The following is a 25,900-nucleotide window of genomic DNA, read 5'->3' on the forward strand; positions in this document are numbered from 1 at the left end:
CGGAGGGCGGCGGCGCCGCCCGGCGGGGGCGCACCGCCGCCCGGCGGCGCGGGCCCTTTCCGGCCGGGCGGGCGGAACCGGAACCGCCGGGCCGGTGCGGGCGTCATTGAGGGCGTGCAGCCTGCGAGCTCGATGCCCAAGGTGCGCGCGGTCGGGCTGCTGCTCACCGCCGCGTACCTGACGTTCGTGGGGTGGCTGCTGCTTCGCCCGCATTACGTGGCGTGGGTGCCCGCGCCCAACCTCAGTCCGCTCGGCACCATCCGGGCCGACCTGCGGATGGGGCCCGGGCAGGCGGTGCGCAGGATAGGGGAGGGGCTGGCGCTGCTCGCGCCGCTGGGCGTGCTGCTGCCGGCGGCCGGCGGCCGGGTCACGACCTCCGCCTTCGCCTCGTTCGCGCGGACGGTGTTCGCCGCGCTGATGATCTCGCTGTCCGTGGAGTTCCTGCAGACGCTCGTGCCCGGCCAGCTCTTCGACGTGGACGCGCTGCTGCTCAACACCACCGGCGCCGCCCTCGCCCACCTGCTCGTCGTGCCCGGGGCGCGGCGCAGGCTGCGGCAGCGCGAAGCCGCGGCCCCCGCCGGAACCGCACGGCGGGAGGACGCGGCTCACGTGGGCGGCGGCGCGCCCGGCAAGGCGCGTGCCGCGGTGCGCTACACGGCGCGTGACGAGGACACGGCAGACGTCAGCTGAGGGCGGAGGCGCCCACCGGCAGGCCGCCGAGGAGGCCGGTGACGGGCGCGACCTGGTTGCCGGACAGGTGGTTGCCGGACGGCAGCAGGCCGCTGGTGGGCAGCGCGGACGTGCCGTTGGCCAGCGCGGACTGGGCTCCGGCGGTGGTGCTGGCGGCGCCGGGCACCAGGTTGGTGGCCGAGCCGACCGGCAGCGAGCTCAGCACGTCGGCGGGGGCGGGGGCGGCCGAGGCCGAGCCGGCCGCCGCGGCCACGGCGGCGAGTCCCAGTGCGGTGGTGGTCAGGGTCTTCTTGGTTCGCGTTCGCATAACCGCGGAACGTAGTCAGCCCCTCACCGCGGGTGCAAGCCGCTCGCGCCCCGCCCGGCGCCGCGGGAAGCCGGTGCGGGCCGCCCCGGGCGCCGCCGCCGCGGCCGTCGGCCCGCCGTCCTCACTCCCGCGTCGCGGCGGAATCCCTGGCCACGGGGGGTACGGCCGAACCGGGCCCGAACAGCCACTCGGCCTTCAGCTCGGCGTACCCGGGCTTGATCACCTCGTTGATCATCGCCAGACGTTCATCAAAAGGAATGAACGCGGACTTCATGGCATTGACGGTGAACCACTGCATGTCGTCGAGCGTGTAGCCGAAGGCCTCGACGAGGTGCTCGAACTCCCGGCTCATGCTCGTGCCGGACATCAGCCGGTTGTCGGTGTTGACGGTGACCCGGAAGTGCAGGCTCCGCAGCAGCCCGATGGGGTGCTCGCGGTACGAGGCGGCCGCCCCCGTCTGCAGGTTCGAGGTCGGGCACATCTCCAGCGGCACCCGCTTGTCGCGCACGTACGAGGCCAGTCGGCCCAGCTTCACCGCGCCGCCCTCGCCGGGCGCCACCTGGATGTCGTCGATGATCCGCACCCCGTGGCCGAGCCGGTCCGCCCCGCACCACTGCAGCGCCTGCCAGATCGACGGAAGGCCGAACGCCTCGCCGGCGTGGATGGTGAAGTGGTTGTTCTCCCGCTTGAGGTACTCGAAGGCGTCCAGGTGCCGGGTGGGCGGGTAACCGGCCTCCGCGCCCGCGATGTCGAAGCCGACCACGCCCAGGTCCCGGTAGCGGTTGGCGAGTTCGGCGATCTCCTGGGAGCGGGCGGCGTGCCGCATCGCCGTCAGGAGCGCCCCCACCCTGATCCGGTTGCCGGCCTGCCTGGCCCGCCGCTCGCCGTGCCGGAAGCCCTCGTTCACCGCCTCGACGACCTGCTCCAGGCTGAGCCCGCCCTCCAGGTGCTGCTCGGGTGCGTACCGCACCTCCGCGTAGACCACGCCGTCGGCGGCCAGGTCCTCGGCGCACTCGGCCGCCACCCGGACCAGGCCCTCCCGGGTCTGCATCACCGCGCAGGTGTGCGCGAAGGTCTCCAGGTACCGCTCCAGCGACCCGGAGTCGGCGGCCTCGCGGAACCATGCGCCGAGCCTGCCGGGGTCGGTCTCCGGCAGCGCGGTGTAGCCGCAGTCGCGCGCGAGGTCCACGATCGTGCCCGGCCGCAGGCCGCCGTCCAGGTGGTCGTGCAGCAGCACCTTCGGGGCGCGGCGGATCTGCTCCGGGGTCGGGAGCGCCGGGTGGGGCGAAAGGGACGGGATCGCGGTGTTCATACGGTCCACGGTAGTCCCTACGCGCGTAGACAGCTCACGAACTGCCAACAATTTTCCGCCTGGCCATACAGCGCACACCCGGTCTTCTGCCATGGTTGCGCCATGGCATCGCAAGCTTTACCGGCACGCGGCGCCCGGCTGGGACGGCCGGTCGCGCCCGGGCTGGTGCCCGGCTTCGTCCCCGCGCTGTCGCCCGCGTCGAAAGGCGCGCGGGCCGACGGCGCTCGCGGCGGCGCGGCCCGGCAGGCGTCCCGCTCCCTGCCGCGCCGGAGCGACCCCGGTGACGACACCACCGTGCGCGCCGTCGTCCTCGCGCTGCCCGGCGGCGACGCCCTCAGCACGCGCCGCCGCTCGCCCGTGGCCGCCGCCATGATGTGGCCGCTGGCCCGCCACCTGGTGCGCGAGGGGCTGGACGACGGTGTGGCGGCGCACGTGGTGCACTACCGCTTCCGCGGCTGGAACGGCGGCCACGCGCACCCCGCCGAGGACGCCGAGTGGGCCGTCGGCGAGGCGGTGCGCCGCTACGGCGACGTGCCGGTGTGCCTGGTCGGCATGGACATGGGCGCGCGGGCCGCGCTGCACGCCGCCGGCCATCCCGCCGTCAACTCCGTCGTCGCGCTGGCCCCGTGGCTGCCCGGCGGGCCGGAACCGGAGCCGGTCAGGCAACTGGCGGGCCGGCGCGTCCTGCTCGTGCACGGCACCGACGACGACGTCACCGCCCCCGAGCTGTCCTACCGGCTCGCCGAGCGGGCCAAGAAGGCCAACCGCGACGTGTGCCGCTTCGAGGTCCACTCCGACGGGCACGGCCTCCACCAGCACCGTGCCGAGGTCTTCGCCCTCACCGCCGACTTCGTCCTCGGCTCCCTCCTGGACCGCCCCTACGCGCGTCCGGTCACCGACGCCCTGGCAGCGCCCCCGCCGCTGGGCCTGCGCATGCCCCTGGCGGCGGGCTTCGGCCGCTCCCTGCGGCACTGAGGTCCGGCCGAGGTCGCGGCGGTCCCGCCGGTTCGCCGGAGGTGCCGCCGGGCGGGAGCGGACAATGGGACGCATGGGCGGTCCGGAACGGCGGGTGGTCCGGGCGGGCGCGATCGCACGGCGGTCGGCGGCCGCGGGGCTGGCGTGGTGCCTGCTGACGGGGTCCGCGGCGGTACGGGCGGCGCTGTCCGGCATCCCCGCGAACCCCCGGCTGCGCCGCGCGGTCCGCTCCCGCCGCGCGGATCGCGCCCGGCACGCCGCCGAGGCCGAGGTGCGGGCGCGCCTGGCCGCCCTCACCGCCGCGATGCCGTCCGCCCGGCCCGCCTTCACCGCCTTCGAGGACCGCGCGGTACGCGAACCCCGTTTCGTCCCGCGGCTCTTCCCGCCCCCCAAGGGGACCCCACCCGCCCCGGCCGCCCTGCGCGCGACCCTCCACGCGACGGCGTACCTGGGTTTCCCCTCCGTGCGGGAGGCGGTACGGGAACTCGCCGCGGCCGGCCGCTTCCCGGACGACGACTCCTTCGCGGGGCCCGGGCCCCGCGAACGCGTCACCCGGGACCTGCCGGACCGGCCGCTGCCCGAGCACGCCTTCGGCTCCGGGCAGGGGCGGCGGGTGATCCTGTACCGCGCCTTCGTGGAACCGCCGGGTGCGACCGTGGCCGCCGTGCGCGGCAGGCACGGCGCGGTGGTCCGCTGGACCTGCCAGGTCACGTACCTGACGGTGCGGCGATGGCCGGTGCTGCGGCGGCTCGCCGAAAGGAGCCGGGGCCGGGGCATGGGCGGGGGCTGAGGCCGGGACCGGGCCCCGCGGGCGCGGTCCCTCAGCGCACCGCCCTGCCCGCCGTCGAGCCCGCGTCCGGGCGGCTGCGCAGGTCGGAGGTGCACGTGTAGGAGCGGGGCGCGGACGGGGAGGGGCCGGCCAGGACGACCGAGCGGGCCGGGGCGGACGGCGACGGGTCGGTCAGGGTGCACACGATCTGGGCCAGGGCGAAGGACGGCAGGTCGTCGAGGGGCGCGTTCAGGCGCAAGGTGCCGGGCGGATCGCCTTTGCGGGCCGGGGCGAGCCCCAGCGAACCCGGCACGGCGCTCAGGAAGCCCGCGGCGGCTTCCGCGGGCAGCGGGGCGCTCTGGAGCTGGGCCAGCAGCGAGCGGGCGTCGGACCGTACCGTCAGCAGCCGCTTCACGGGCGCGATCTGCATCCCGCACACCAGGTAGACGGACCGCTGGACCAGCGGCCGGCCGGTCTGCGCCGCGGGCGTGGGAACCGGCGCCGCACATGCCGAGCGCGAGGGCGCAGGGCCCGCGTCGACCGGCACCGAGGTGTTGCGGATGCCGCACCCCGCCAGCGCCGCGCCGAGCACGGCGGCCAGCGCGGCCAGCCCGGCCGCCCGTACGTACCGGCTCGTCCGCTCGCACCGGCTCGCCCGTACGTACCGGCTCGTACGCCCGTAGACACTCGTACGCCCGTACCGGCTCGCCCGGTCGTCCGCGGCCCGCCGCGTGCCCGCCACCGGAACCGCGTTCGTCCGCTCGCGCCTGTCCGTCGTCCCGCGCGTGTCCGTGGCCCGGCGCGCGTCACCTGCCGCCCTCACTGCCCGTCCTCCGTCGTGCGCGGGCGGCGCGGCAGCCGCAGGGTGAAGACCGCGCCCCCGTGGGGGCCGTTCGCCGCGGTGATGCCGCCGCCGTGGATGTGGGCGTTCTCCAGGGCGATCGACAGGCCCAGGCCGCTGCCCTCGGAGCGGGCGCGGGAGGCGTCGGCCTTGTAGAAGCGGTCGAAGACGTGCGGGAGCACGTCCTCGGGGATGCCCGGGCCGTGGTCGGTGACCTCGATCACGATCTCGCCGTCGTCGCCGTCCCCCTCGGTCCGCAGGCCGACCCGCACCGGCGCGCCGCCGTGCTTGAGGGCGTTGCCGATCAGGTTCGCCATGATGACGTCCAGCCGGCGCGGGTCGAGGGTGGCCAGCACCCCGCGCGGCGCGTCCAGTTCCACCGAGTCCAGCCAGGCCCGCGCGTCCATGCAGGCGATGAGCATGTCCGCGACGTCGACCTCGTCGACCCGCAGCTTCGCGGTACCCGCGTCGAACCGGGTGACCTCCATCAGCGTCTCCACCAGTTCGTTCAGCCGCCGTGTCTCGCTGACCACCAGACGTACCGCCGGCGCTATCAGCGGGTCGAGGGCGTCGGCCTCGTCCTCCAGCACGTCGGTCACCGCGGTGATCGCGGTCAGCGGGGTGCGCAGCTCGTGCGACATGTCGGCGACGAACCGCCGGCTGGCGGCCTCGCGGGCGCTCAGCTCCTCCACCCGCGTCTCCAGTGCCTCGGCCGCGTTGTTGAACGTCCGCGACATCTCGGCGAGCTCGTCCGTCCCCGACACCTTCAGCCGGGTGTCCAGGTGCCCCTCGCCCAGCCGCTGCGCGGCCTCGCCCAGCCGCCGTACCGGACGCAGCACCGCCGAGCCCGCGGCCTGCGCCAGCAGCGCGGCCCCGATCAGCGCCAGCAGCGTGGCGATGCCCAGCGACCAGGCCAGCGAGTTGAGGTCCTTGCGCTCGGCGTCCAGCGACTTGAGCATGTAGCCGGTCGGGCCGTCGCCGTTGATCCGCGCGCCCGCGACCAGGTACGGGTGCCCCTGCAGGGATATGCGCTCCCAGTGCAGGTGGTACACGTGGTCGTTGGTGTGCACGGTGTTGACCGCCTTCTGCAGCGTCGCCGGCACGTCGGCCATCGTGAACACGCCCTGGTCCGACGGCTCCGCGCACGGCGTCCCGTCCGGCCCGGTGGCCAGCAGCACCACCTGGTACGTATTCGGGCCGCCGGTCCTGTGCGCCGCGTCGGCCAGCGCCTGGCAGGTCGGTGCGGGCGGCAGCGCGGCCGCGTTGCGCTGCAGGGAGTCGCGGAAGTCGTTGAGCGCGTTGTTCTGGGCGCGGGTCAGCACGGCGTCGCGGTTGAGCCAGTACGCGATCCCCGACACCGACACGGCCGCGGTCAGCGCCACCGCCGCGAACACCGCGACCAGCCGCAGGCGCAGCGACGTCAGCCGGAGCAGGCCGGAGACGAAACGGTGGGACCGCGGCGCCCGGGGACGTTCGGAAGGACGGTCAGAGGTCACTGCGGGGTGTCCAGGCGGTACCCGACGCCCCGCACGGTGCGGATCAGGGTGGGTGACGACGGCACGTCCTCGATCTTGGCCCGCAGCCGCTGCACGCAGGCGTCCACCAGCCGCGAGTCGCCGAGGTAGTCGTGCTCCCACACCAGCCGCAGCAATTGCTGCCGGGACAGCGCCTGCCCCGGCCGGCGGCTCAGCTCCAGCAGCAGCCGCAGCTCGGTGGGCGTGAGCTGGAGGTCCCGGCCGTCCTTGGTGACGGTCATCGCGCTGCGGTCGATGACGATCGACCCGAACGCCGCCGAGTCGGTGCTGTCCCGTTCGCCGCGGCGCAGCACGGCCCGGATCCGGGCGTCCAGGACCCGCGGCTGCACCGGCTTGATCACGTAGTCGTCGGCCCCGGACTCCAGGCCCACCACCACGTCGATGTCGTCGCTGCGCGCGGTGAGCAGGATGATCGGCAGCTGGTCGGTGCGCCGGATGCGGCGGCACACCTCGAAGCCGTCGATCCCGGGCAGCATCACGTCCAGCACGATCAGGTCCGGCCGCTGCTCCTTGAGCAGGCGCAGGCCGTCCTCGCCCGTCGCCGCGGCCACCACGCGGTGGCCCTGGCGGGACAGGCCGAGCTCCAGGCCCGTGCGGATGGCGTCGTCGTCCTCGATCAGCAACAGGAAAGGCACGCCGGACATTGTGACCTACCTCGGGCGGCCGTAAGAAGCACGGGGAGGGCACGGGGCGGGTGCGGGCCGTGCGAAGCGTCACCCGGGGCTCTGTGACGGGCCTGTGACACTCGACGGACAGCGCCATGAAACTGGCTCGCCAGACTGATGGACATCGCAAGCCGGGGGGAGCGGAACCGCTCACCCACTGCGACGCCGAATACCACGCTGAAGGTTCCACTACGGGGGCGCGACATGAACGCACTGCACAGCACCACCACCGCCGCAGTTCATTCCGCCCGCTCCGGGCACCCGCGCACCGACCGGGCCGCGTGGGGGTACGGGCGCGGCACCGGGCGCGCCCCGCTCGCCGCGTCCGCCCCTCGCCAGTGGCCGGCTCACATCGCTCCCGTCACCGAGGCGGACCGCGGGTCCGCCCCGCGGGACACCGCGGGCGAGCGGGTGCCCGCCCAGGCCGCCCCGGGCGCGGGCACGGCGCGGACCGCCGAGCACCGCGCGGAGGCGGAGGCGGCCTTCACCGCCTACGTCCAGGAGCGCCGGGCCTCCCTCTACGCGACCGCCTACCACCTGACCGGTGACCGGTTCGCGGCCGAGGACCTGCTGCAGAGCGCCCTGTTCTCCACCTACCGGGCCTGGGACCGGATCAGCGACAAGGCCGCGGTCGGCGGCTACCTGCGCCGTACGATGACCAACCTGCACATCAGCGCCTGGCGCCGGCGCAAGCTCAACGAGTACCCGACCGAGGAACTGCCCGAGACGGTGGGCGACACCGACGAGATGGGCGGCACCGAGCTGCGCGCCGTGCTGTGGCAGGCCCTGGCCCGGCTGCCCGAGCAGCAGCGCACCATGCTGGTGCTGCGCTACTACGAGGGCCGCACGGACCCGGAGATCGCCGACATCCTCGGCATCAGTGTCGGCACCGTGAAGAGCAGCATCTGGCGCTCCCTGCGCCGCATGCGCGACGACGAGGCGCTCAGCTTCGGCCGCGACCAGGAGGACGCCTTCGGCGAACTGGTGGCCTGACGCCTCGGTGCACGACTTCCCGCTGGGGAGATGCGGGAACGGGGGACGGGGGAACGGGGGAAACGGGGGAGACGGGACCGGGCGGCGTCAGGGGGAAGCCGCCCGGTCCTCGTCGTCGGGCGGAGCCCGAGCCGTCGTCCGGCGACGGAACTCCGGCTCAGGTCACCAGGGGGTCACGGGCACTTCGGGATGGCGCCGGTGTGGAAGTCGTTGGCGCCGTCGACGAAGGGTGCGAAGACCCAGCCCTCGATCCATTGCTCGCCGCTGGTGTAGCCCTCCCTCACCGCGTGGTACCAGACGTCTCCGTAGGTGCCCACGTTGCCGCCGACCGTCCAGCAGTTGACGGCGACGGTGTCACCCGCGTGCAGGTCGGGCGCGACCTTGCTCGAGGTCGCGTAGGGGGTGGAGTAGACGCCGACGGTACGGCTGATGTAGAGGTCGTCGTCGGCGTGGGCGCTGGCGCCCGCGAAACCGACGGCGGCCGCCGCCGCGAGGAGCACCGTGCCGGACGCGGTGGCCCGCTTGAACCAGGTACCCATGCTTTTCTCCTTGAGGTGGGTGGCGCGTGAAGTGGGGTAGCGCGGACAGGAGACGGGGCTCAGCCGTCGACCGAGATGTCGTAGTGCGGGAAGCCGCCGATCATCGGTGACCACTGCGTACCGCCGGCCAGGAGGCCGGGAGTGCTCTCGGCCCAGAACGGCACCCACGTGCCGTTCACGGAGGCCTCGCCGTACACGCTGCCGCCGATCGGGACGGAGGTGGACCAGGAGACCGTCTTGATCCAGTACGCGCCGCACGACGGCGAGTAGCGCAGGTCGCCGTAGCCGTAGTCACGGTCGGGAGCGGCGACCCTCTCGATGGTGGTCGCGTCGGCGGAACACCCGGTGGCCTGCGGGTCCTTGCCGGTGCACCCGCTGCCGTAGCAGCCGGCGGCGCTGGCCGGGGAGACCGGCCCGGCCAGGGTGAGCAGGCCCGCCGCGACGGCCGTGGCCGCCAGGGCCGCACCGGTCCGCCACCTGCGGGCACCGCGGCGGACGCCGCCGCGGGTCTCAGGGATCCTCATACCGTTCTTCCCCCATTTCCAGGCAACAGCGGACCGCCGTCGGCGGTGGTCGGGCGTCCTGGACGTCTCGCCGCTGTTGCTCACGTAAGGACTCCGTTGTGCGGTGACGGGCCGCACAGCCCTCAGCGACGGTATGGGCACGGGCCCGCAGGCCGTCCTAGATCCGTCCTAGCGCGAGGCCGGCCGGGGAGAGCGGCGGCTCCGCTAGGCAATCAAGTCCTATGTCTGGCTGGCCCGTCTCGCGAGATCCCTATCCATCGGGAGCTTCTAGGACAGTGAGTGACCTAAACGGTGTCTAGCGTCATCACCCCGTTGAGGCACTCGCACCCCAGGAGGCAGTCAGATGTCCGTCAAGCCGGTTCCCCAGGGCTACCACACCGTGACGCCGTGGATCATCTCGCGCGACACGGTGCAGCTCATCGACTACATGAAGAGGGCCTTTGGCGCGGAGGAGCTCGCGTGCCTTGCGGGCAAGGACGGGGCCATCGAGCATGCGGAGGTACGGATCGGCGATTCAGTGGTGATGATGTTCGACGCGCGGCCGGAGTGGCCGCCGACCCCTGGCTTCCTCCGTCTTTACGTCGAGGACGCCGACGCCGTGCACCGTCGGGCCGTTGCGGCCGGCGGCATCTCGGTCACCGAGGTCACCCACCTGTTCTTCGGAGACCGGGTCGGTCGGGTACGCGATCCGCTGGGCAACCTGTACTGGATCCAGACCCGTGTGGAGGACCTGAGCCCGCAGGAAATGGAACACCGCGTCGGCGACCCGGAGTTCACCAAGGCTATGGAGTACGTCCAGAGCGCCGACTTCTTCCCTGCCCGGGAATCCAACCTCGGCTGATGTCCAGGAGCGAGGGTGTCCAAGATCGTTGTGTGGCGAACGAGAACTTGGACACCTTGCTGACCGCGCTGTACGTGAAGATCGATGACGAGCAGGGGGTCGGCCGGTGGATGGGCAGGCCGCCACGGCTGACGGACTCCGAACTCATCTGTCCGGCGGTCGCACAGGCTCTGCTCGGCTGTACCTGGTCTGCACGCCGACCGGGATGCCGATCCTGTGGGCGCTGGCGAATCCAAAGCTGGACGAGCGCGAGGTGCTCCAGGCCATGTTCGATGTCGAGGAGGACCTGATCGCCGGTCGGCCCGGCCTGCTGCTGATCGCCGACAAGGGCTTCGCTTCCAAGGAGTTCGAGAACGACCTGGCCATGCGCGGGATCGAACTGCCGAGGCCGTCGTTCAAGCGGGAGAAGAAGCGCAAGGATGAGCCTCTTCTCAAGTCGGTGCGGCAGCTGATCGAGTCTGTGAACGACACCCTCAAAGGGCGGCTGGACCTCGAACAGCACGGCGGACGTACCTTCGAGGGCGTTGCCGTCCGCGTCGCTCAGCGAGTCCTCGCGATGGCCGCTGCGATCCGGCGGAACCACAAGACTGGCGCCCCGGTCGTGCGGTCGGTTGTCACATTCGATCACTGAACACATCGGACTTATTCGTCTAGGCGCCGACCGGGACCCGGACGTCGTCGGCGCACGCCGCCGAGATGCGCTCGTGCGCCTCGGCCGGGCCGCAGGGGTGGCAGCCCAGCGACACGTGCCGGGCCACGATCGACCGCTCGGCGCGCATCAGGTGCCAGCCGCGGCGGATCAGGAAGCCGACCGACTTGCGCCCCTCGCGCAGGTCCCGGGCGAAACGCCGCCGGGCCGTGGTCGCCGGCCGCCCGCGCAGGCACAGCGCGTCCGCCAGCAGCCCCAGTTCGCGGCAGCGCGCCACGATCTCGGCCGCGAAGATCCCCTCGGCCACGAACACGGCTGCCCCGTCCAGCTCCAGCCGGGCCCGGCCGGTCGCCGCGCTGGCCGCGATGTCGTACACCGGGACGTCCGCGGCGCCGTGCGCGCACAGGTCCGCGATGGCCGCGACCGCCGCGTCCGCGTTCCAGGTCGGCGCCGCGTCCCAATCCGTCCCGCCCCCGGGCAGGGTGGGCAGGTCCGGGTCGTCGCCGTCCTTGTAGAAGTCGTCCAGGACGAGTACGGGCAGGCCGGTGCGGGCCGCCAGTGAGGACTTGCCGGAGCCGGAGGGCCCGGCCAGCAGGATCACGCGGGCGCGCGGCGGCACGGGGCCGCCCCCTGCCGCGGCTGAGGAGGGGGCGGAGGCGGGGGCCGGGACGGAGGTCGGGACGGAGGCCGGGAAGGACGGTGAACTCACGGGGAACCATTCTCCCGTACCCGGCCCCCGCGGTTCCCACCCGGTTCACCGCGCTACCGTCCGCGTACGGCTCGCCACGCAGTGCCACCGTTGCGGTACCCTGCGGCAGGTAAGTCCGCGGCCGCCGGCCCTGCCGGGCCCGGCGCGCGGAAGGCTCCGACCGGGACCGTGCCCATGCCCTCGCTCCGTACCGCCCTCGCCCTGACCGTCACGGCCGCCGCGGCCGGCCTCGCCGCCGCCCCGGCCGCCGTCGCCGCGCCAGCGGCACCGCTCGCCGGCGTCACCGACGCCCTGCCCCTGCCGGGGGTGACCGGGGCGCTGCCCACCCAGTCCGTCCTGGGCGCGCTCGACTCGTCCGTCGGCAACAGCCTGGCGCCCGTGAAGAACCTCACCCTCGACCCCCTGTCGGGCACGGGCACGGACCCCCTCGACAACGCGGTCGGCTCGCAGGTCGCCGACTTCCGTCCGGTGTCCACGGCGCTGGTCACCGGGCCCATCACCCGCGGCGGCTCCCTGTCCACCCTGCCGTTGATCGGCAAGGTCCTGCGCATCCTGCCGGGCTGAGCGGCGGGAGCCGGGCGGGCTGCGGGGGTGACGTCAGGGGCGCGGCGGACCGCCGCCGCGCCCCACATGCCGGCCGGGGCGAACCCTCACGTGCCGATCGGGTGCCAGACCGTCTTCAGTTCGAGCCACGCCGTCAGGCGCCCCACGCCGGGGTCGGCGTACCAGTCCTCGGCCGGGTCGGCGCGGCGGACCCGCTTCAGGTTCTCGGCGGCGGCCGCCTCCAGTTCGGCGGCCAGCTCGGCGCCCGCCCCGGTCAGGTCGATGCCGTTGACGTCCTGGTGGGCGGCCAGCGGCCGGGCGAGCTCGGCGGTGTCGCCGGACAGGATGTTCACCACGCCGCCGGGGACGTCGGAGGTGGCGAGGACCTCGCCGAAGGACAGCGCTGGCAGCGGCGCGCGCCGGGAGGTGACGACGACGGCCGCGTTGCCGGTCGCGATCACCGGGGCGAGGACGGACACGAGGCCGAGCAGCGAGGAGTCCTGGGGCGCGAGGACGGTGACGACGCCGGTCGGCTCCGGTGTGGAGAGGTTGAAGTAAGGACCGGCAACCGGGTTGGCGCCCCCTACCACCTGCGCGATCTTGTCGGTCCAGCCCGCGTACCAGACCCAGCGGTCGACCGCGGCGTCCACGACGGCCAGCGCCCTGCCCTTGCCGAGCCCCTCGGCGTCCGCGACCTCCCGGGCGAACTGGTCGCGCCGCCCTTCCAGCATCTCCGCGACGCGGTAGAGGACCTGGCCGCGGTTGTACGCGGTCGCCCCCGACCACCCCGGGACCGCCTTGCGCGCGGCCACCACGGCGTCCCGCGCGTCCTTGCGGGAGGCGAGCGGCGCGTTGGCCAGCCACCTGTCCTTGGAGTCCGCCACCTCGTACACCCGGCCGCTCTCGGAACGGGGGAACGTGCCCCCGGCGTACAGCTTGTAGGTCTTGAACACGCTCAGCCGCGTGTCGCGCGCGTCAGACATCGAGGTATGCCTCCAGTCCGTGCCGGCCGCCTTCGCGCCCGTAACCGGACTCCTTGTAGCCGCCGAACGGCGAGGTCGGGTCGAACTTGTTGAACGTGTTGGCCCACACCACCCCGGCCCGGAGCCTGTTCGCCATCGCCAGGATGCGCGAGCCCTTCTCCGTCCAGATCCCGGCCGACAGGCCGTACGGGGTGTTGTTCGCCTTCTCCACCGCCTCCGCCGGGGTGCGGAAGGTCAGGACGGACAGGACCGGGCCGAAGATCTCCTCGCGCGCGATCCGGTGCGCCTGGGTGACCCCGGTGAACAGGGTCGGCGCGAACCAGTAGCCGGAGGACGGCAGTTCGCACGGCGGCGCCCACCGCTGCGCGCCCTCGGCCTCGCCGGACTCGGCGAGCTCGGTGATCCGGGCGAGCTGCTCGGCCGAGTTGATCGCGCCGATGTCGGTGTTCTTGTCCAGCGGGTCGCCGACCCGCAGCGTGCTCATCCGCCGCTTCAGCGCGTCCAGCAGCTCGTCCTGGACCGACTCCTGCACCAGCAGCCGGGAGCCCGCGCAGCAGACGTGGCCCTGGTTGAAGAAGATGCCGTTGACGATGCCCTCGACGGCCTGGTCGAGCGGGGCGTCGTCGAAGACGATGTTGGCCGCCTTGCCGCCCAGTTCGAGCGTGACCTTCTTGCGGCTGCCCGCGACGGTCCTGGCGATGGCCTTGCCGACCTCGGTGGAGCCGGTGAAGGCGACCTTGTCCACGTCCTCGTGCGCCACCAGGGCGGCGCCCGCGTCCCCGTACCCCGGGACGATGTTGACCACGCCGCGCGGCAGTCCCGCCTGGCGGCAGATGTCGGCGAAGAACAGGGCGGTCAGCGGGGTGGTCTCGGCGGGCTTGAGCACCACGGTGTTGCCCGCGGCCAGGGCCGGTGCGATCTTCCAGGCCAGCATCAGCAGCGGGAAGTTCCACGGGATGACCTGACCGGCCACGCCCAGCGGCTTCGGGTCGGGACCGAAGCCGGCGTACGCCAGCTTGTCCGCCCAGCCCGCGTAGTAGAAGAAGTGCGCGGCCACCAGCGGCAGGTCGACGTCGCGGGTCTCGCGGATCGGCTTGCCGTTGTCCAGGGACTCCAGGACGGCCAGCTCGCGCGAGCGCTCCTGCACGATGCGGGCGATGCGGAACAGGTACTTCGCGCGTTCGGCGCCCGGCAGCGCCGACCACTTCTCGAACGCCCGGCGCGCCGCCTTCACCGCCCGGTCCACGTCCTGCTCGCCGGCCCTGGCGACCTCGGCCAGCACCTCCTCGGAGGACGGCGAGACGGACTTGAAGACGCGGCCGTCGGCGGCCTCGGTGAACTCGCCGTCGACGAACAGCCCGTACGAGGGCGCGAGGTCGACGACCGCGCGGGACTCGGGCGCGGGCGCGTACGCGAACGGCTGGGACTTTTCCGCGGCCATGATCAATCCACCGTGACGTAGTCGGGACCGGAGTACCGGCCGGTGCTGAGCTTGTGGCGCTGCATCAGCAGGTCGTTGAGCAGGCTGGAGGCGCCGAAGCGGAACCAGTGCGGGGACAGCCAGTCGTCGCCGGCGGTCTCGTTGACCAGCACCAGGTACTTGATGGCGTCCTTGGCGGTACGGATGCCGCCGGCCGGCTTCACGCCCACCTGCACGCCCGTCTCGCGGCGGAAGTCGCGGACCGCCTCCAGCATGAGCAGCGTGTTCGCCGGGGTGGCGTTCACAGCGACCTTGCCGGTGGAGGTCTTGATGAAGTCCGCGCCCGCGAGCATCGCCAGCCACGAGCAGCGGCGGATGTTGTCGTACGTGGCCAGCTCGCCGTTCTCGAAGATCACCTTCAGATGCGCCCTGCCGCCTCCGCCGGGCCTGGCGCACGCCTCCTTGACGGCCTGGATCTCCTCGAAGACCTCCAGGTAGCGGCCGGACAGGAACGCCCCGCGGTCGATCACCATGTCGATCTCGTCGGCGCCCGCCGCGACCGCCGCCGCGACGTCGGCCAGCTTCACGCTCCGCGCGGCCCGCCCGGACGGAAAGGCGGTGGCCACCGACGCCACCTGTATGCCGGAACCGGCCAGCGCGTCCTTGGCCACGGGAACCATGTCCGGGTACACGCAGATCGCGGCGACCTGCGGGACCCCGGGGTCGGTGGGGTCCGGCCTGCGGCCCTTGGCGCACAGCGCCCGCACCTTGCCGGGGGTGTCGGCGCCCTCCAGCGTCGTCAGGTCGATCATCGAGATCGCCAGGTCGATGGCGTACGCCTTCGCGCTCGTCTTGATCGACCGGGTGCCCAGGGACGCGGCGCGGGCCTCAAGCCCGACCGCGTCGACCCCGGGCAGGCCGTGCAGGAAAGCGCGCAGCGCGCTGTCGGAGGAGGTCACCCCGGCGAAGCGCCGCATCGCCTCCCCGGGGGGAGGCGCGGACGAGGACTCGGCCGTGGAGTCGGGTACGGACCCGGGCGCGGATCCGGGTACGGGCACGGGTGCTGCTGCGGATCCGGATCCGGCTGGTGACCCGGCGGCGGACGCGACGGAAGACATGCTCACCAGACCACCATATCTACGCGCGTAGCGGAATGTCACTACCGGGACCCCGATCCAGTGTGCGGGAGAGCAGGTGCCGGACCGCGACCGGGTCGTGGCGAGAGCCGATGCCGGACCGCAACCGGGTCGTGGCCGGGGCGGATCGCGCGGTGGGGCACAATCGGGCTCCATGACGAGCTCCGAGCCCGACCGCCCGACCCCGTCCCCGGACACCCCCGGGGGCGGCAAGCCGCAGTACGCCGACCGCGTCTACCGATCGTGGCCCGGTGTGGTCGGCGGGGCGCTGCTGCTGGCCCTCGCCGGGTGGCTGGGGGGCGACGCGATCGCCCGCGGCAGCGGGCACACCCCCTGGCTGTCGATGGCGGCCCTGCTGCTGGCCGTCCCGCTGATCATCGCCTTCACGCTGCGGCCCGCGGTGTACGCGAACGACGACCGGATCCGGGTCCGCAACCCGATACGGACGATCACCCTGCCGTGGGCGGCCGTCGACTCGCTGCGGGCGGCGTACTCGACGGAGCTGTTCGCCGGCGACCGCAAGTACCAACTGTGGGCCATCCCGGTCTCGCTCCGGGCGCGCAAGCGCGCGGCCCGGCAGGAGGCCCGCGCACAGAGCGGCGGCGAGCCGCGCAGCCCGTTCGGGATGCCGGGGCCCGCGGTCCGGCGCCGCCCGCACCCCGGCGCCGACGACACCATCCGCGCCTACTCCGACCAGGCCGTCGTCGAGCTGCGCGAGCTGTGCGACCGGCACCCCGTTCCCGAGGACCCCGGCGAGCGTCCCGCCGCCACCGTCCGCTGGGCCTGGGAGGTCATCGCGCCCTCCGCCGCGGGCGCGGTCGTCCTGGCGATCCTCCTCGGCATCGGCGGCTGAGCCGGCACCGCGCCCGGCACCGCGCCCGGCCCGGCACCGCGCCCGGCTCGGCCCCGCGTCCGGCCCTGTACCGCGCCCGGCTCGGCACCGCGTCCGGCTCCGCACCTCGCGGAGGCGAACCCGCCGCGAGGTGCCGGGCCCGCGCGTCAGGCCAGCCGCAGGTCGATCCAGGGGATCGTGTCCCCCGGCAGCAGGTAGCGCTCGATCTCGGTGAACCCGTGCTTCTCGGCGAACCTCAGGCCGTCGGGTTTGGAGGACAGCACGACCGTCTCGATCACCTCGGCGCCCAGCTCGCGCGCCCGCCGCAGCCCGCGCGCGTAGAGCTCCTCGCCGTAGCCCCGCCCTCGGTGGCCGGGCAGCACCCGGGCGATGACCGTGGCCGTCGCCGTGCCGTCCAGCGGCGGGCGTACGGTGCTGCAGCCCACGAGCACGTCGCCGGCGTACGCGACCTCAAGGTGGTTGCGGCGGGCGCGTTCGCGCACGTCCTCCGGCGACAGGACGTGCGTGGGGACGACCGTGTTGTGGACGTGCCGCCAGTCGGCGAGCTCGGGGTCGCTCTCGGGGCTGATGACGCGAAGACCTGACATCGCAGCAGGAAACCCGAGTGCGGCCCGGCCCGTCAACGCGATTGCCCGCGCGGGCCGCCGCGGTCCCGCCGGGCCGGTCCCGGGCCCGGGCCCGGCCCGGCGGCTCCCGGTCGGACGCGGCGAGCCGAGCGGGGCGCCGGGTCCTGACGCCGCCGCCGGGGGGCGCGCCCGCCTGGGCGGCCCCGGCCGGCCGCCGCCCGGCGTGTGGGCAGCGCGCGAGGGGAGGGCGGCGCCTGAGTCAGCGGCGCGGCGGCCGGCGGCGAGCCGGCGCCCGGCCGTCGCGTACGCCCCGCCCGCGGCCCGCCGCCTCAGATCCCGGCCGCCGCCGCGAAGTCGCGCTTCAGCGCGGACAGGACGTCCGCCGCCGCGGCCCGTGCGGCGGGCAGTCCGGCCGTGTCCGCGACGGGCAGCACGACCTCCAGGTAGCACTTGAGCTTCGGCTCCGTGCCGCTCGGCCGCACCACGACCCGCGCGGACTCCACCTCGCGCTCGGGGTCGGCGGCCAGGCGGTACCGCAGCCCGTCGGTCGGCGGCAGCCCGCCCGCGCCGTCCGCGAGGTCCTCCGCGGTGGTGACCGTCAGCCCGGCGAGGGCGGCCGGCGGGCGCTCGCGCAGCCGGTCCATCGCCGCCCCGATCAGGGAGAGGTCGGCGACGCGCACCGAGAGCTGGTCGGTGGCGTGCAGCCCGTGGGCGATCGCGAGCTCGTCCAGCAGGCCGGACAGCGAACCGCCGTCCGCCTTCAGGCCCGCCGCCAGTTCGGCCACCAGCAGGGCCGCGGTGATGCCGTCCTTGTCCCGCACCCCGGCCGGGTCGACGCAGTAGCCGAGCGCCTCCTCGTACCCGTAGCGCAGGCCCGGTACGCGGGCGATCCACTTGAAGCCGGTCAGCGTGTCCTCGTAGCCGAGTCCGGCGCGTGCCGCGACGCGCGACAGCAGCGAGGAGGACACGATGCTCGCCGCGAACACGTCCCGGTCCGGCTCGACCGCCCCCCGCCGTACCAGGTGCACGGCCAGCAGCGCCCCCAGCTCGTCGCCGCGCAGCATCCGCCAGCCCAGCGGCGCCTCGGCGTCGGGCACGGCCACGGCGCACCGGTCCGCGTCGGGGTCGTTGGCGATCACCAGGTCCGGGCCGGCTCCGCGCGCCGCCTTGAACGCCAGGTCCATCGCGCCCGGCTCCTCCGGATTGGGGAACGCGACGGTCGGGAAGTCCGGGTCCGGATCCGCCTGTTCGGCCACCACCGCGGGCGCGGGGAAACCGGCCCGCGCGAAGGCCGCGGTCAGGGTGGTCCGCCCCACCCCGTGCATCGGCGTGTAGACCACGTCGATCGCCCGCGGGCCGCCGCCGGCGACCACCGCCGCCGCCCGTTCCAGGTACGCGGCCACGACCTCCTCGCCGAGCACCTCCCAGCCCGCCCCGGGCCGCGGCACATCCGCGAGCGCGCCCACCGCCGCGATCTCGGCGGCGATGTGCCCGTCCGCGGGCGGCACGATCTGCGAACCGTCGCCCAAATACACCTTGTAGCCGTTGTCCTGCGGCGGATTGTGGCTGGCCGTCACCATGACCCCGGCGGCCGCGCCCAGGTGCCTGATCGCGTACGCGAGCACGGGCGTCGGCAGCGGCCGCGGCAGTACGGCCGCGCGCAGCCCGGCGCCCACCATCACCGCCGCCGTGTCCCGCGCGAACTCCTCCGACTTGTGGCGGGCGTCGTACCCGACCACCACGAGGCCACCGCCCCGTTCCCGCAGGTACGCCGCCAGGCCCGCCGCCGCGCGGATCACCACCGCCCGGTTCATCCGGGCGGGACCGCCGCCCAGCGGACCCCGCAGACCGGCCGTGCCGAACTCCAGCGGGCCGGAGAAGCGCGCCGCCAGATCCGCCGACGCGTCGGCGTCGTCCTCCTCCGCGGCGGCCAGCAGCGCCGCGAGCTCCTCGCGCGTCTCCTCGTCCGGGTCCTCGGCGATCCATCGCCGTACCTCGTCCAGCGGCTGTCGGGTGGTCATGTCCGCGCTCCTCCAGGTCTGCGGTGTGCCGGGGCGGTGTGGCTGCGTCGCGGTGCGGCCGCTTCGCGGTGTGCCGGTCACAGGCGTGAGAGGACCCGTCCCAGCAGCTCGCCCATCCGGCTCGCCGACTCCCGGCCCGCCTCCAGGACCTCCTCGTGGTTGAGCGGCTCTCCCGTCATCCCCGCGGCGAGGTTCGTCACCAGGGAGATCCCCAGCACCTCCGCGCCCGCCTCACGCGCGGCGATCGCCTCCAGTGCCGTCGACATGCCGACCAGATCCCCGCCTATCGCGCGGACCATGCCGATCTCGGCGGGCGTCTCGTAGTGCGGGCCGGGAAGCTGCACGTAGACGCCCTCCTCCAGCGACGGGTCGACCTCGCGGCACAGGGCGCGCAGCCGCGGCGAGTAGAGGTCGGTGAGGTCGACGAAGTTCGCGCCGACTATGGGGGAGGTGGCGGTGAGGTTGATGTGGTCGCTGATGAGGACGGGCTGGCCGGGGCGGAAGCCGGGCCGCAGGCCGCCGCAGCCGTTGGTCAGCACGACCGTCTTGCAGCCGGCGGCCACCGCGGTGCGCACCCCGTGGACCACGGTGGCGACGCCCTTGCCCTCGTAGAGGTGGGTCCGGCCGAGGAAGACCAGTGCCCGCACGCCTCCGCTGCGCACCGAGCGCAGGCGGCCCGCGTGGCCGGCGACGGCCGGGGCGGGGAAGCCGGGCAGGTCGGTGATCGGGATCTCGTGGTCGGGGACGCCGAGCCCGTCGGCGGCGGGGACCCACCCCGACCCCATGACCAGGGCGACGTCGTGGGTCTCGGCGCCGGTCAGCTCGCGCAGGCGGGCGGCGGCGGCGTCGGCCGCGGCGTAGGGATCGGAGTTCACGGAAGCGTTCACGCGCACGAGAGTAACCTGTCTTGGCCTACGCGCGTAGACGCCTCTGCCCAAAGGTGTCCGTAAATCGGATGCACAGCTGATCGGCGTCACCCGCCCGGTGTCCGCCGTCCGGGTGTGGCAGCCCCGGACGGCCCACCCTCAGCAGGGCCGTTTGCGCAGCTCCATCACGTAGTCGTGCGGCGCCCCCGCCGACTCCGCCGCGTCCGCGAGCTCGCCGAGGTAGCGGGCGGACGGCAGCCCGCCCTCGTAGTCGTTGAGCACGTACAGCCACGCCGCCACGTCGCCCTCCAGGGTGTGGACGCGCACGGTCGCGCGCCGGTAGATCCCCATGGGCACGCCCTCCCACCGGTCCATGGACTCCTCGTCCACGGGCGCGATGTCGTAGAGCCCCACGAACACCTGGCGGCGGGGCGCCTCCACCACCGTGGCCAGCGCGCCGTCCCAGCCCATCTGCTCGCCGCCGAAGGTCAGCCGCCACCCGTCGAGCCACCCCGTCCCCCGCAGCGGTGAGTGGGGCGCCCTGCGCGTCATCAGCCGCGCGTCGAGATTGCTTGCGTAGGCGGCATAGAGCGACATGCCATGAGACTACGGCCAACCCCGCGTGCCGGAGCATTCGGCCGCGCGCCCGGCGCACGGGGCGCGAGGACGGGAGCGGGGGCGCTCGAGGGCGCCGGGGAGCGCCGGGTTGTCGGCGGCGGGAGCCGGGGGCCGGGTGGTGGTTCGCAGGGGGCCGGGCACCCGGGCGCCGAGTGCCGTGCGCCCCGTGCGCACCATCCTTGGCGCGTGCGGGACAATGGGACATGTGACAAGGATCGTGATCATAGGCGGCGGCCCCGGCGGCTACGAAGCCGCGCTCGTGGCCGCACAGCTCGGCGCGGAAGTGACCGTGGTGGACCGGGACGGCCTCGGCGGGGCGTCGGTCCTGACCGACTGCGTACCGTCCAAGACGCTCATCGCCACCGCCGAGGTGATGACGACCTTCGACTCCTCGTACGAGGAACTCGGCATCACCGTCGCGGACGCCCCCGTCCCGCCCGCCCACGGGCAGCAGCGGCCCGCCGCGCCGGACAAGCCCGCCCGTGTCGTCGGCGTGGACCTGGGCAAGGTCAACCGCCGCGTCAAGCGGCTCGCGCTGGCCCAGTCGCACGACATCACCGCCTCGGTGACCAGGGCCGGCGCCCGGGTGGTGCGCGGCCGGGGCAGGCTGGAGGGCTGCCAGACCGCCGAGGGCACGCGCTGCGTGGTCGTCGGGGCGCCCGACGGCAGCGAGGAGCGGCTCACCGCCGACGCCGTCCTGGTCGCCACCGGCGGCAGGCCGCGCGAGCTGGAGGACGCGCTGCCCGACGGCGAGCGCATCCTGAACTGGACGCAGGTCTACGACCTGGAGGAGCTGCCCGAGGAGCTCATCGTGGTGGGCTCGGGCGTCACCGGCGCCGAGTTCGCCGGCGCCTACCAGGCACTCGGCTCGCACGTCACCCTCGTCTCCTCCCGCGACCGGGTGCTGCCCGGCGAGGACCCGGACGCGGCCGCCGTACTGGAGGACGTCTTCCGGCGCCGCGGCATGAACGTGATGGCCCGCTCCCGCGCCGCCCGCGTCAAGCGCGTGGGCGACCGGGTCGAGGTGGCTCTCGCCGACGGCCGCGTCATCACCGGCAGCCACTGCCTCATGGCGGTCGGCGCGATCCCCAACACCGCGGGCATGGGCCTGGAGGAGGCCGGCGTCAAGCTGACCGCGTCCGGCCACATCAAGACCGACCGGGTCTCCCGTACGAGCGCGCCCGGCGTGTACGCGGCCGGCGACGTCACCGGCGTCCTCGCGCTGGCCTCGGTCGCGGCCATGCAGGGCCGGATCGCGATGTACCACTTCCTGGGCGACGCGGTCGGCCCGCTGAACCTCAAGACGGTCTCGGCGAACGTCTTCACCGACCCCGAGATCGCCACCGTCGGCTTCTCCCAGGCCGACGTCGACGCCAAGCGGATCGTCGCCGACTCGGTGAAGCTGCCGCTGCTGCGCAACCCGCGGGCCAAGATGCAGGGCATCAGGGACGGGTTCGTCAAGATCTTCTGCCGCCCGGGCACGGGCATCGTGGTCGGCGGTGTGGTGGTCGCCCCCCGGGCGAGCGAGCTGATCCACCCGATCTCGCTCGCGGTCGACAACAGCCTGACCGTCGAGCAGATCGCCGGCGCCTTCACGGTGTACCCGTCGCTGTCCGGCTCGGTCGCGGAGGTGGCGCGGCAACTGCACGCGCGCAAGAGCGGCGACGGCATCGGCTGAGCCGGGGCGCCGCCCCCGGGCCCGGCCTCGTGCGGTGGCGCAACCCGTGCGGTGGCGCAACCCGTGCGGCGCGTGCGTCGCGTGTGCCGGCGCGTTCCGGACGGCCGCACCGTCTCCGTACCGCAATTGCCGCTCCATAGCACGCGGCGGTCCGATTCATGCGGGCTTTCCCTCATCTGGTGCAAAACGCTGAAACCAGACGGTCGCCGGCGTTACTGTCGGTTTCGTGTTCGCTGCAGAACGTCGCCAATTGATTCTGGAAATGGTGCGGGCGACCGGGGCGGTCTCACTCCGTGAACTGGCCCGCGTCGTCCAGACCTCCGAAGTGACCGTGCGCCGGGACGTGCGCGCGCTGGAAGCCGAGGGGCTGCTGGACCGCCGGCACGGCGGTGCGGTGCTGCCCGGCGGCCTCACCCGGGAGCCCGGCTTCCCGCAGAAGTCCCCCATGGCGACCGCCGAGAAGACGGCGATAGCGGACGTGGCCGCCGCCCTGGTCGAGGAGGGGGAGGCGATCGTGGTCGGCGCGGGCACGACCACGCAGGAGCTGGCCAGGCGGCTGGCCCGGGTGCCCGGGCTGACCGTCGTCACCAACTCCCTGCTCGTCGCCCAGGCCCTGGCGCACGCCAACCGGGTGGAAGTGGTGATGACCGGCGGCACCCTGCGCGGCTCCAACTACGGGCTGGTGGGCAGCGGCGCCGAGCAGTCGCTGCAAGGGCTGCGGGTCAGCCGGGCGTTCCTGTCCGGGGCGGGACTGACCGCCGAGCGCGGCCTGTCCACCTCGAACATGCTGTGCGCGAGCGTCGACCGGGCGCTGGTGCAGGCCGCCTCCGAAGTGGTCGTGCTGGCCGACCACACCAAGCTGGGCACCGACACGATGTTCCAGACCGTGCCCACCGACCTGATCACCCACCTGGTCACCGACGAGCCGCCGGCCGACGACGAGCGGGCCTCGACGGCGCTCCAGGCGCTCGCCGACCGCGGCGTCCAGCTCCACGTGGCCCAGCTCTCGGGCGCGGACGTCGTCGCCGCCGGGCGTCCGCGCCCCGACGCGCCCCTGCCCGGCCCACGGCGGCAGCACTCACCCCTGCGCGGCGCGCAGCCCAGGGGCACCGACCAGCCCACGGCCCGGCTCGCCGAGATCCGCAGGCGCTGAGCCACGCCCCGGGCCCGCGTGCTTCCCGCTCCGGAAGCCCGGGCCCGGGCCTCACCCGTGCGCCCGCGCACCTGAGCCCGCGGCTTCACCCCGCGCGCCCGCGCACCTGAGCCCGCGGCTCCACGTCGGCCCGGGCGGGCCCCGGCCCCCCCGGTCCCGGCCCCCCGGTCCCGGCGCCGACCCCCCCGGCCCTGCCCCCGGTCCCGGCGCCGACCCCGCCTCCGGTCCCGGCCCGCCCTCCGCTGTCGATCGGCCGCGGTCGGCCCGCCGCGGCCGGCCGCCGTCAGCCCGTCGCCGCTCCCGCGTTCTCGCGCTCGTCCGCCGCTGCCGGTACCGCCCCGCGTTCTTCCGGCGTCCCCTCGCGTCCTTCCTGCGTCTTCCCGCGCGTGCGCAGGCCGTCGAGGGCGAGGTCCATCAGGCGGTCGAACAGCCCGCGTTCCTCGGGGTTCTTCTCGGCGGCGAGCACCATCGCGTGGGTGAGCTTGAGCAGGTCGCCGATCTGCGCGTCCGGGCGGATGGCGCCGGCCTCCTGGGCGCGCCACAGCAGGGCGCCGCCGGCCGTGCGGAGCCTGGTCTTGCACGACGGCATGCGCAGGCCGCCGTTCTCCATGATGGCCGCGGACAGGCCCCGGTAGGAGGCGGAGTGCACGGCCACCCTGCGCAGCCACTTGGTGAGCGCCTCGGCGGGGTCGTCCGCCGTGATCAGCTCGTGGGCGTGCTGGGTCAGGGCGTCCAGTTCCTTCTCGAAGACCGCGTTCATCAGGGTGTAGCGGTCGGGGAAGTGGCGGTAGAGCGTGCCGATGCCCACGCCCGCGTGCCGGGCGATGTCCTCCAGCGCCACGTCGGTGCCGCGGACGATGAACGCCTGCCGCGCCTCCTCCAGCAACCGGTCGTAGTTGCGCTGCGCGTCTGCCCGCATTGCCGTCGTCCCTCCCGGGTCGTGCCGCCGAGTCGCCTCGGACCGTCGTGTCGCTCGTACCCTCGCGGATCCGAGCTTTGACCAAAGCCTGCACCAAAAGCGATTGTAGAACCGGAGGGTGTCTCCGTATAGTTTCTGGAGGACACCTCCGTTTATACCTCTCCGCTGGAGGCTGACGCTTCATGTCAACCAACGCCCCGACCGGTACGGCGCGCGGAACGACCGTCACCGCGCGCCCGCCGACCCCGGCCAGGAAGCATCCCTTCCTGGCGCTCGCCGCGATCGTCGGCACCCAGCTGATGCTGCTGCTGGACGTCACGGTGGTGAACGTGGCGCTGCCCGGTATCGGCAGGCACCTCGGCTTCTCGCCCACCAACCTGTCGTGGGTGCTCAACGTCTACACGCTGGCGTTCGGCGGTCTGCTGCTGCTCGGCAGCCGCATAGGCGACCTCATAGGCCGGCGCAACGCGCTGCTGTGGGGCGTGAGCGCCTTCACCCTGGCCTCGGTGGCGGGCGGTCTGGCGAACAACGCGGCCCTGCTGCTGGTCGCGCGCGGCCTGCAGGGCGCCTCCGCCGCGCTGGCCGCGCCCAGCACCCTCGCCCTGATCGCGACGACCTTCGGCGAGGGCGCCGAGCGCAACCGGGCGCTCAGCGTGTTCTCCGCGATCTCCGGCGCCGGCTCGGCGATCGGTCTCACGCTGGGCGGCATGCTCACCGACTGGGGCTCCTGGCGCTGGGTGTTCTTCGTCAACATCCCGGTCGGCGCGGCCATCGTGCTGCTCGCCCCGCGCTTCATCAACGAGACCGAACGGCACCGCGGCGGCCGGTTCGACGTCGCCGGCGCCCTGACCGGCACCCTGGGCATGGCCTCGCTCGTCTACGCGTTCATCCGCGTGGCCGACAGCGGCTGGGGCGACAGCCGCGCGCTGACCACCTTCGCCGCCGCCGGCCTGCTGCTCGCCGCCTTCCTGGTCAACGAACTGCGGGTGGAACGGCCGCTGGTGGTGCTGCGCCTGTTCCGGGACCGCAACCGCGGCCTGGCCTACGGGGTCATGCTGATGTACCCGGCCGGCATGTTCGGCGTGTTCTACTTCACCACCCAGTACCTGCAGAACTACCTCGGCTACAGCCCGCTCAAGACCGGCTTCGCCTTCCTGCCGCTGGCCGCGCCCCTGTTCCTGGCCGCAAGGGTGGCGCCGCGTGCGCTGGGAAAGTTCGGCGCCAAGCGGCTCGCCGCGTCCGGGGTGACGCTGGTCCTCGTGGCGATGCTCTGGCTGACCCGCCTGAACGGGGGCGACAGCTACGCCAGCGGCCTGCTCGGCCCGCTGATCCTCATGGGCTACGGCGTCGGCTCCACCATGATGCCGCTCAACACCCTCATCCTGGCGGGCGTCGCGCCCAAGGACGCGGGCTCGGCGTCCGGGCTGCTGCAGACCATGCAGCAGGTCGGCGGCAGCCTGGGCCTGTCCATCCTGGTGACGGTGTTCGGCACCGCCTCCCGGCACGCGCACCACGACCCGTTCATCCACGGGGCGACCGCGGGCTTCAAGATGGCCACGGTCTTCACGGCCGTCTCACTGGTGCTGGTGTTCGCGCTCAAGCAGCCCAAGGCACCGCGGCTCGCGCCCGCCTGACACCGCACCTCGCACCTGACGCCCGCGTACCGCGCACCTCGCACCTCGCACCTGAGGCTGAGGCACGCCTCGCGCCCGGCGCCCGCGGGCGCCCGCGCGTACGAACGCCGGCCCGGCTGGAACGTCCCCCCAGCCCGGCCGGCGTCGTCGTTCGCCCGGTC

The 25,900-nt window shown here is 74.0% G+C and carries 27 protein-coding genes; 11 read left to right on the forward strand and 16 right to left on the reverse strand.

Annotated elements, in window-relative coordinates; translation table 11 throughout:
• The first annotated feature begins 114 nt into the window (after positions 1-114).
• Positions 115-690 carry a VanZ family protein gene (locus K7G61_RS29175; RefSeq protein ID WP_374204276.1) on the forward strand — a complete coding sequence of 192 codons (576 nt, stop codon included), beginning with the start codon at positions 115-117 and terminating at the stop codon, positions 688-690.
• Here K7G61_RS29175 and K7G61_RS36655 read toward each other — a convergent pair.
• Positions 683-997: an ATP-binding protein gene (locus K7G61_RS36655; protein WP_263984998.1), complete on the reverse strand. Its 315-nt coding sequence runs from the start codon at positions 995-997 to the stop codon at positions 683-685. The two genes, K7G61_RS29175 and K7G61_RS36655, sit on opposite strands and share 8 nt — an antisense overlap.
• A gap of 121 nt (positions 998-1,118) precedes the next feature.
• Positions 1,119-2,309, reverse strand: coding sequence for an adenosine deaminase (locus K7G61_RS29185; protein WP_225850020.1), 1,191 nt, complete (start codon positions 2,307-2,309; stop codon positions 1,119-1,121).
• Between the two features lie 102 nt (positions 2,310-2,411).
• Between K7G61_RS29185 and K7G61_RS29190 the strand changes: the two genes are divergently transcribed.
• Together K7G61_RS29190 and K7G61_RS29195 are read left to right on the forward strand one after the other, a co-directional pair.
• Positions 2,412-3,284 carry an alpha/beta hydrolase gene (locus tag K7G61_RS29190; protein ID WP_374204277.1) on the forward strand — a complete coding sequence of 291 codons (873 nt, stop codon included), beginning with the start codon at positions 2,412-2,414 and terminating at the stop codon, positions 3,282-3,284.
• Positions 3,285-3,357: 73 nt separating this feature from the next.
• Positions 3,358-4,074, forward strand: coding sequence for a hypothetical protein (locus K7G61_RS29195; RefSeq protein ID WP_225850057.1), 717 nt, complete (start codon positions 3,358-3,360; stop codon positions 4,072-4,074).
• Positions 4,075-4,105: 31 nt separating this feature from the next.
• On the opposite strand, the gene K7G61_RS29200 is transcribed toward K7G61_RS29195, so the two are convergent.
• Genes K7G61_RS29200 through K7G61_RS29210 form a run of 3 tightly spaced genes read right to left on the reverse strand, consistent with a single transcriptional unit; the run spans position 4,106 to position 7,064 of the window.
• Positions 4,106-4,876 (reverse strand): hypothetical protein, encoded by a 771-nt coding sequence (locus K7G61_RS29200; protein ID WP_225850021.1) that lies wholly within the window; start codon positions 4,874-4,876, stop codon positions 4,106-4,108.
• Positions 4,873-6,390 (reverse strand): HAMP domain-containing sensor histidine kinase, encoded by a 1,518-nt coding sequence (locus K7G61_RS29205; RefSeq protein ID WP_225850022.1) that lies wholly within the window; start codon positions 6,388-6,390, stop codon positions 4,873-4,875. Before K7G61_RS29205 ends, K7G61_RS29200 begins: the two co-directional genes overlap by 4 nt.
• The gene (locus tag K7G61_RS29210) at positions 6,387-7,064 is read right to left on the reverse strand and encodes a response regulator transcription factor (protein WP_225850024.1); all 678 of its coding nucleotides are present in this window, start codon (positions 7,062-7,064) and stop codon (positions 6,387-6,389) included. The genes K7G61_RS29205 and K7G61_RS29210 overlap by 4 nt, the downstream gene beginning before the upstream one ends.
• Positions 7,065-7,298: 234 nt before the next feature.
• Between K7G61_RS29210 and K7G61_RS29215 the strand changes: the two genes are divergently transcribed.
• Entirely contained in the window at positions 7,299-8,087 is a 789-nt protein-coding gene (locus K7G61_RS29215; RefSeq protein ID WP_225850025.1) for a SigE family RNA polymerase sigma factor, read from the forward strand.
• A 173-nt stretch (positions 8,088-8,260) separates the two neighbouring features.
• Here the strand turns inward: K7G61_RS29215 and K7G61_RS29220 are convergent, their stop codons facing one another.
• Positions 8,261-8,626: a hypothetical protein gene (locus tag K7G61_RS29220; protein ID WP_225850026.1), complete on the reverse strand. Its 366-nt coding sequence runs from the start codon at positions 8,624-8,626 to the stop codon at positions 8,261-8,263.
• Between the two features lie 59 nt (positions 8,627-8,685).
• Positions 8,686-9,150 (reverse strand): DUF2690 domain-containing protein, encoded by a 465-nt coding sequence (locus K7G61_RS29225; RefSeq protein ID WP_225850027.1) that lies wholly within the window; start codon positions 9,148-9,150, stop codon positions 8,686-8,688.
• Positions 9,151-9,493: 343 nt separating this feature from the next.
• On the opposite strand from K7G61_RS29225, the gene K7G61_RS29230 reads away from it, so the two are divergent.
• Positions 9,494-9,991 (forward strand): VOC family protein, encoded by a 498-nt coding sequence (locus tag K7G61_RS29230; RefSeq protein WP_225850028.1) that lies wholly within the window; start codon positions 9,494-9,496, stop codon positions 9,989-9,991.
• A gap of 205 nt (positions 9,992-10,196) precedes the next feature.
• On the forward strand, positions 10,197-10,622 hold the full coding sequence (locus K7G61_RS29235; RefSeq protein WP_225850030.1) for a hypothetical protein: 426 nt from the start codon (positions 10,197-10,199) through the stop codon (positions 10,620-10,622).
• A 19-nt stretch (positions 10,623-10,641) separates the two neighbouring features.
• Here K7G61_RS29235 and K7G61_RS29240 read toward each other — a convergent pair whose 3' ends face one another.
• Positions 10,642-11,259, reverse strand: a complete 618-nt coding sequence (locus K7G61_RS29240; protein WP_225850055.1) for an ATP-binding protein — start codon at positions 11,257-11,259, stop codon at positions 10,642-10,644.
• A 264-nt stretch (positions 11,260-11,523) separates the two neighbouring features.
• Between K7G61_RS29240 and K7G61_RS29245 the strand changes: the two genes are divergently transcribed.
• Positions 11,524-11,913, forward strand: a complete 390-nt coding sequence (locus tag K7G61_RS29245) for a hypothetical protein (protein ID WP_225850031.1) — start codon at positions 11,524-11,526, stop codon at positions 11,911-11,913.
• Between the two features lie 86 nt (positions 11,914-11,999).
• Here K7G61_RS29245 and K7G61_RS29250 read toward each other — a convergent pair whose 3' ends face one another.
• The 3 genes from K7G61_RS29250 to deoC are packed head-to-tail and all read right to left on the reverse strand — an operon-like array spanning position 12,000 to position 15,272.
• The gene (locus K7G61_RS29250) at positions 12,000-12,875 is read right to left on the reverse strand and encodes an aldehyde dehydrogenase family protein (RefSeq protein ID WP_225850032.1); all 876 of its coding nucleotides are present in this window, start codon (positions 12,873-12,875) and stop codon (positions 12,000-12,002) included.
• The gene (locus K7G61_RS29255) at positions 12,868-14,316 is read right to left on the reverse strand and encodes an aldehyde dehydrogenase family protein (RefSeq protein ID WP_225850033.1); all 1,449 of its coding nucleotides are present in this window, start codon (positions 14,314-14,316) and stop codon (positions 12,868-12,870) included. Before K7G61_RS29255 ends, K7G61_RS29250 begins: the two co-directional genes overlap by 8 nt.
• 2 nt (positions 14,317-14,318) lie before the next feature.
• Positions 14,319-15,272, reverse strand: coding sequence for a deoxyribose-phosphate aldolase (gene deoC / locus K7G61_RS29260; protein ID WP_225850056.1), 954 nt, complete (start codon positions 15,270-15,272; stop codon positions 14,319-14,321).
• A 313-nt stretch (positions 15,273-15,585) separates the two neighbouring features.
• On the opposite strand from deoC, the gene K7G61_RS29265 reads away from it, so the two are divergent.
• Complete coding sequence (locus K7G61_RS29265) at positions 15,586-16,284, forward strand: PH domain-containing protein (RefSeq protein WP_225850035.1); 699 nt, start codon at positions 15,586-15,588, stop codon at positions 16,282-16,284.
• Between the two features lie 146 nt (positions 16,285-16,430).
• Here K7G61_RS29265 and K7G61_RS29270 read toward each other — a convergent pair whose 3' ends face one another.
• The 4 genes from K7G61_RS29270 to K7G61_RS29285 form a co-directional block, all read right to left on the reverse strand.
• Positions 16,431-16,871 (reverse strand): GNAT family N-acetyltransferase, encoded by a 441-nt coding sequence (locus tag K7G61_RS29270; RefSeq protein ID WP_225850036.1) that lies wholly within the window; start codon positions 16,869-16,871, stop codon positions 16,431-16,433.
• A gap of 308 nt (positions 16,872-17,179) precedes the next feature.
• A complete protein-coding gene (locus tag K7G61_RS29275) occupies positions 17,180-18,871 on the reverse strand; it encodes a phospho-sugar mutase (RefSeq protein WP_225850038.1) in 1,692 nt (563 codons plus the stop codon).
• A 77-nt stretch (positions 18,872-18,948) separates the two neighbouring features.
• A complete protein-coding gene (locus tag K7G61_RS29280; protein WP_374204278.1) occupies positions 18,949-19,764 on the reverse strand; it encodes a purine-nucleoside phosphorylase in 816 nt (271 codons plus the stop codon).
• Between the two features lie 132 nt (positions 19,765-19,896).
• Complete coding sequence (locus tag K7G61_RS29285) at positions 19,897-20,334, reverse strand: gamma-glutamylcyclotransferase (RefSeq protein WP_225850041.1); 438 nt, start codon at positions 20,332-20,334, stop codon at positions 19,897-19,899.
• Between the two features lie 217 nt (positions 20,335-20,551).
• Between K7G61_RS29285 and K7G61_RS29290 the strand changes: the two genes are divergently transcribed.
• Positions 20,552-22,033, forward strand: a complete 1,482-nt coding sequence (locus K7G61_RS29290; protein ID WP_225850043.1) for an NAD(P)H-quinone dehydrogenase — start codon at positions 20,552-20,554, stop codon at positions 22,031-22,033.
• Positions 22,034-22,295: 262 nt separating this feature from the next.
• Positions 22,296-23,186: a DeoR/GlpR family DNA-binding transcription regulator gene (locus tag K7G61_RS29295; protein ID WP_374204281.1), complete on the forward strand. Its 891-nt coding sequence runs from the start codon at positions 22,296-22,298 to the stop codon at positions 23,184-23,186.
• Positions 23,187-23,469: 283 nt separating this feature from the next.
• Here K7G61_RS29295 and K7G61_RS29300 read toward each other — a convergent pair whose 3' ends face one another.
• Positions 23,470-24,105 carry a helix-turn-helix domain-containing protein gene (locus K7G61_RS29300; protein ID WP_308190731.1) on the reverse strand — a complete coding sequence of 212 codons (636 nt, stop codon included), beginning with the start codon at positions 24,103-24,105 and terminating at the stop codon, positions 23,470-23,472.
• Between the two features lie 182 nt (positions 24,106-24,287).
• Between K7G61_RS29300 and K7G61_RS29305 the strand changes: the two genes are divergently transcribed.
• Positions 24,288-25,739 carry an MFS transporter gene (locus K7G61_RS29305; protein ID WP_225850045.1) on the forward strand — a complete coding sequence of 484 codons (1,452 nt, stop codon included), beginning with the start codon at positions 24,288-24,290 and terminating at the stop codon, positions 25,737-25,739.
• Positions 25,740-25,900 lie beyond the last annotated feature (161 nt).

It is taken from the genome of Streptomyces sp. HPF1205, assembly GCF_020400825.1.
Lineage (GTDB): Bacteria > Actinomycetota > Actinomycetes > Streptomycetales > Streptomycetaceae > Actinacidiphila.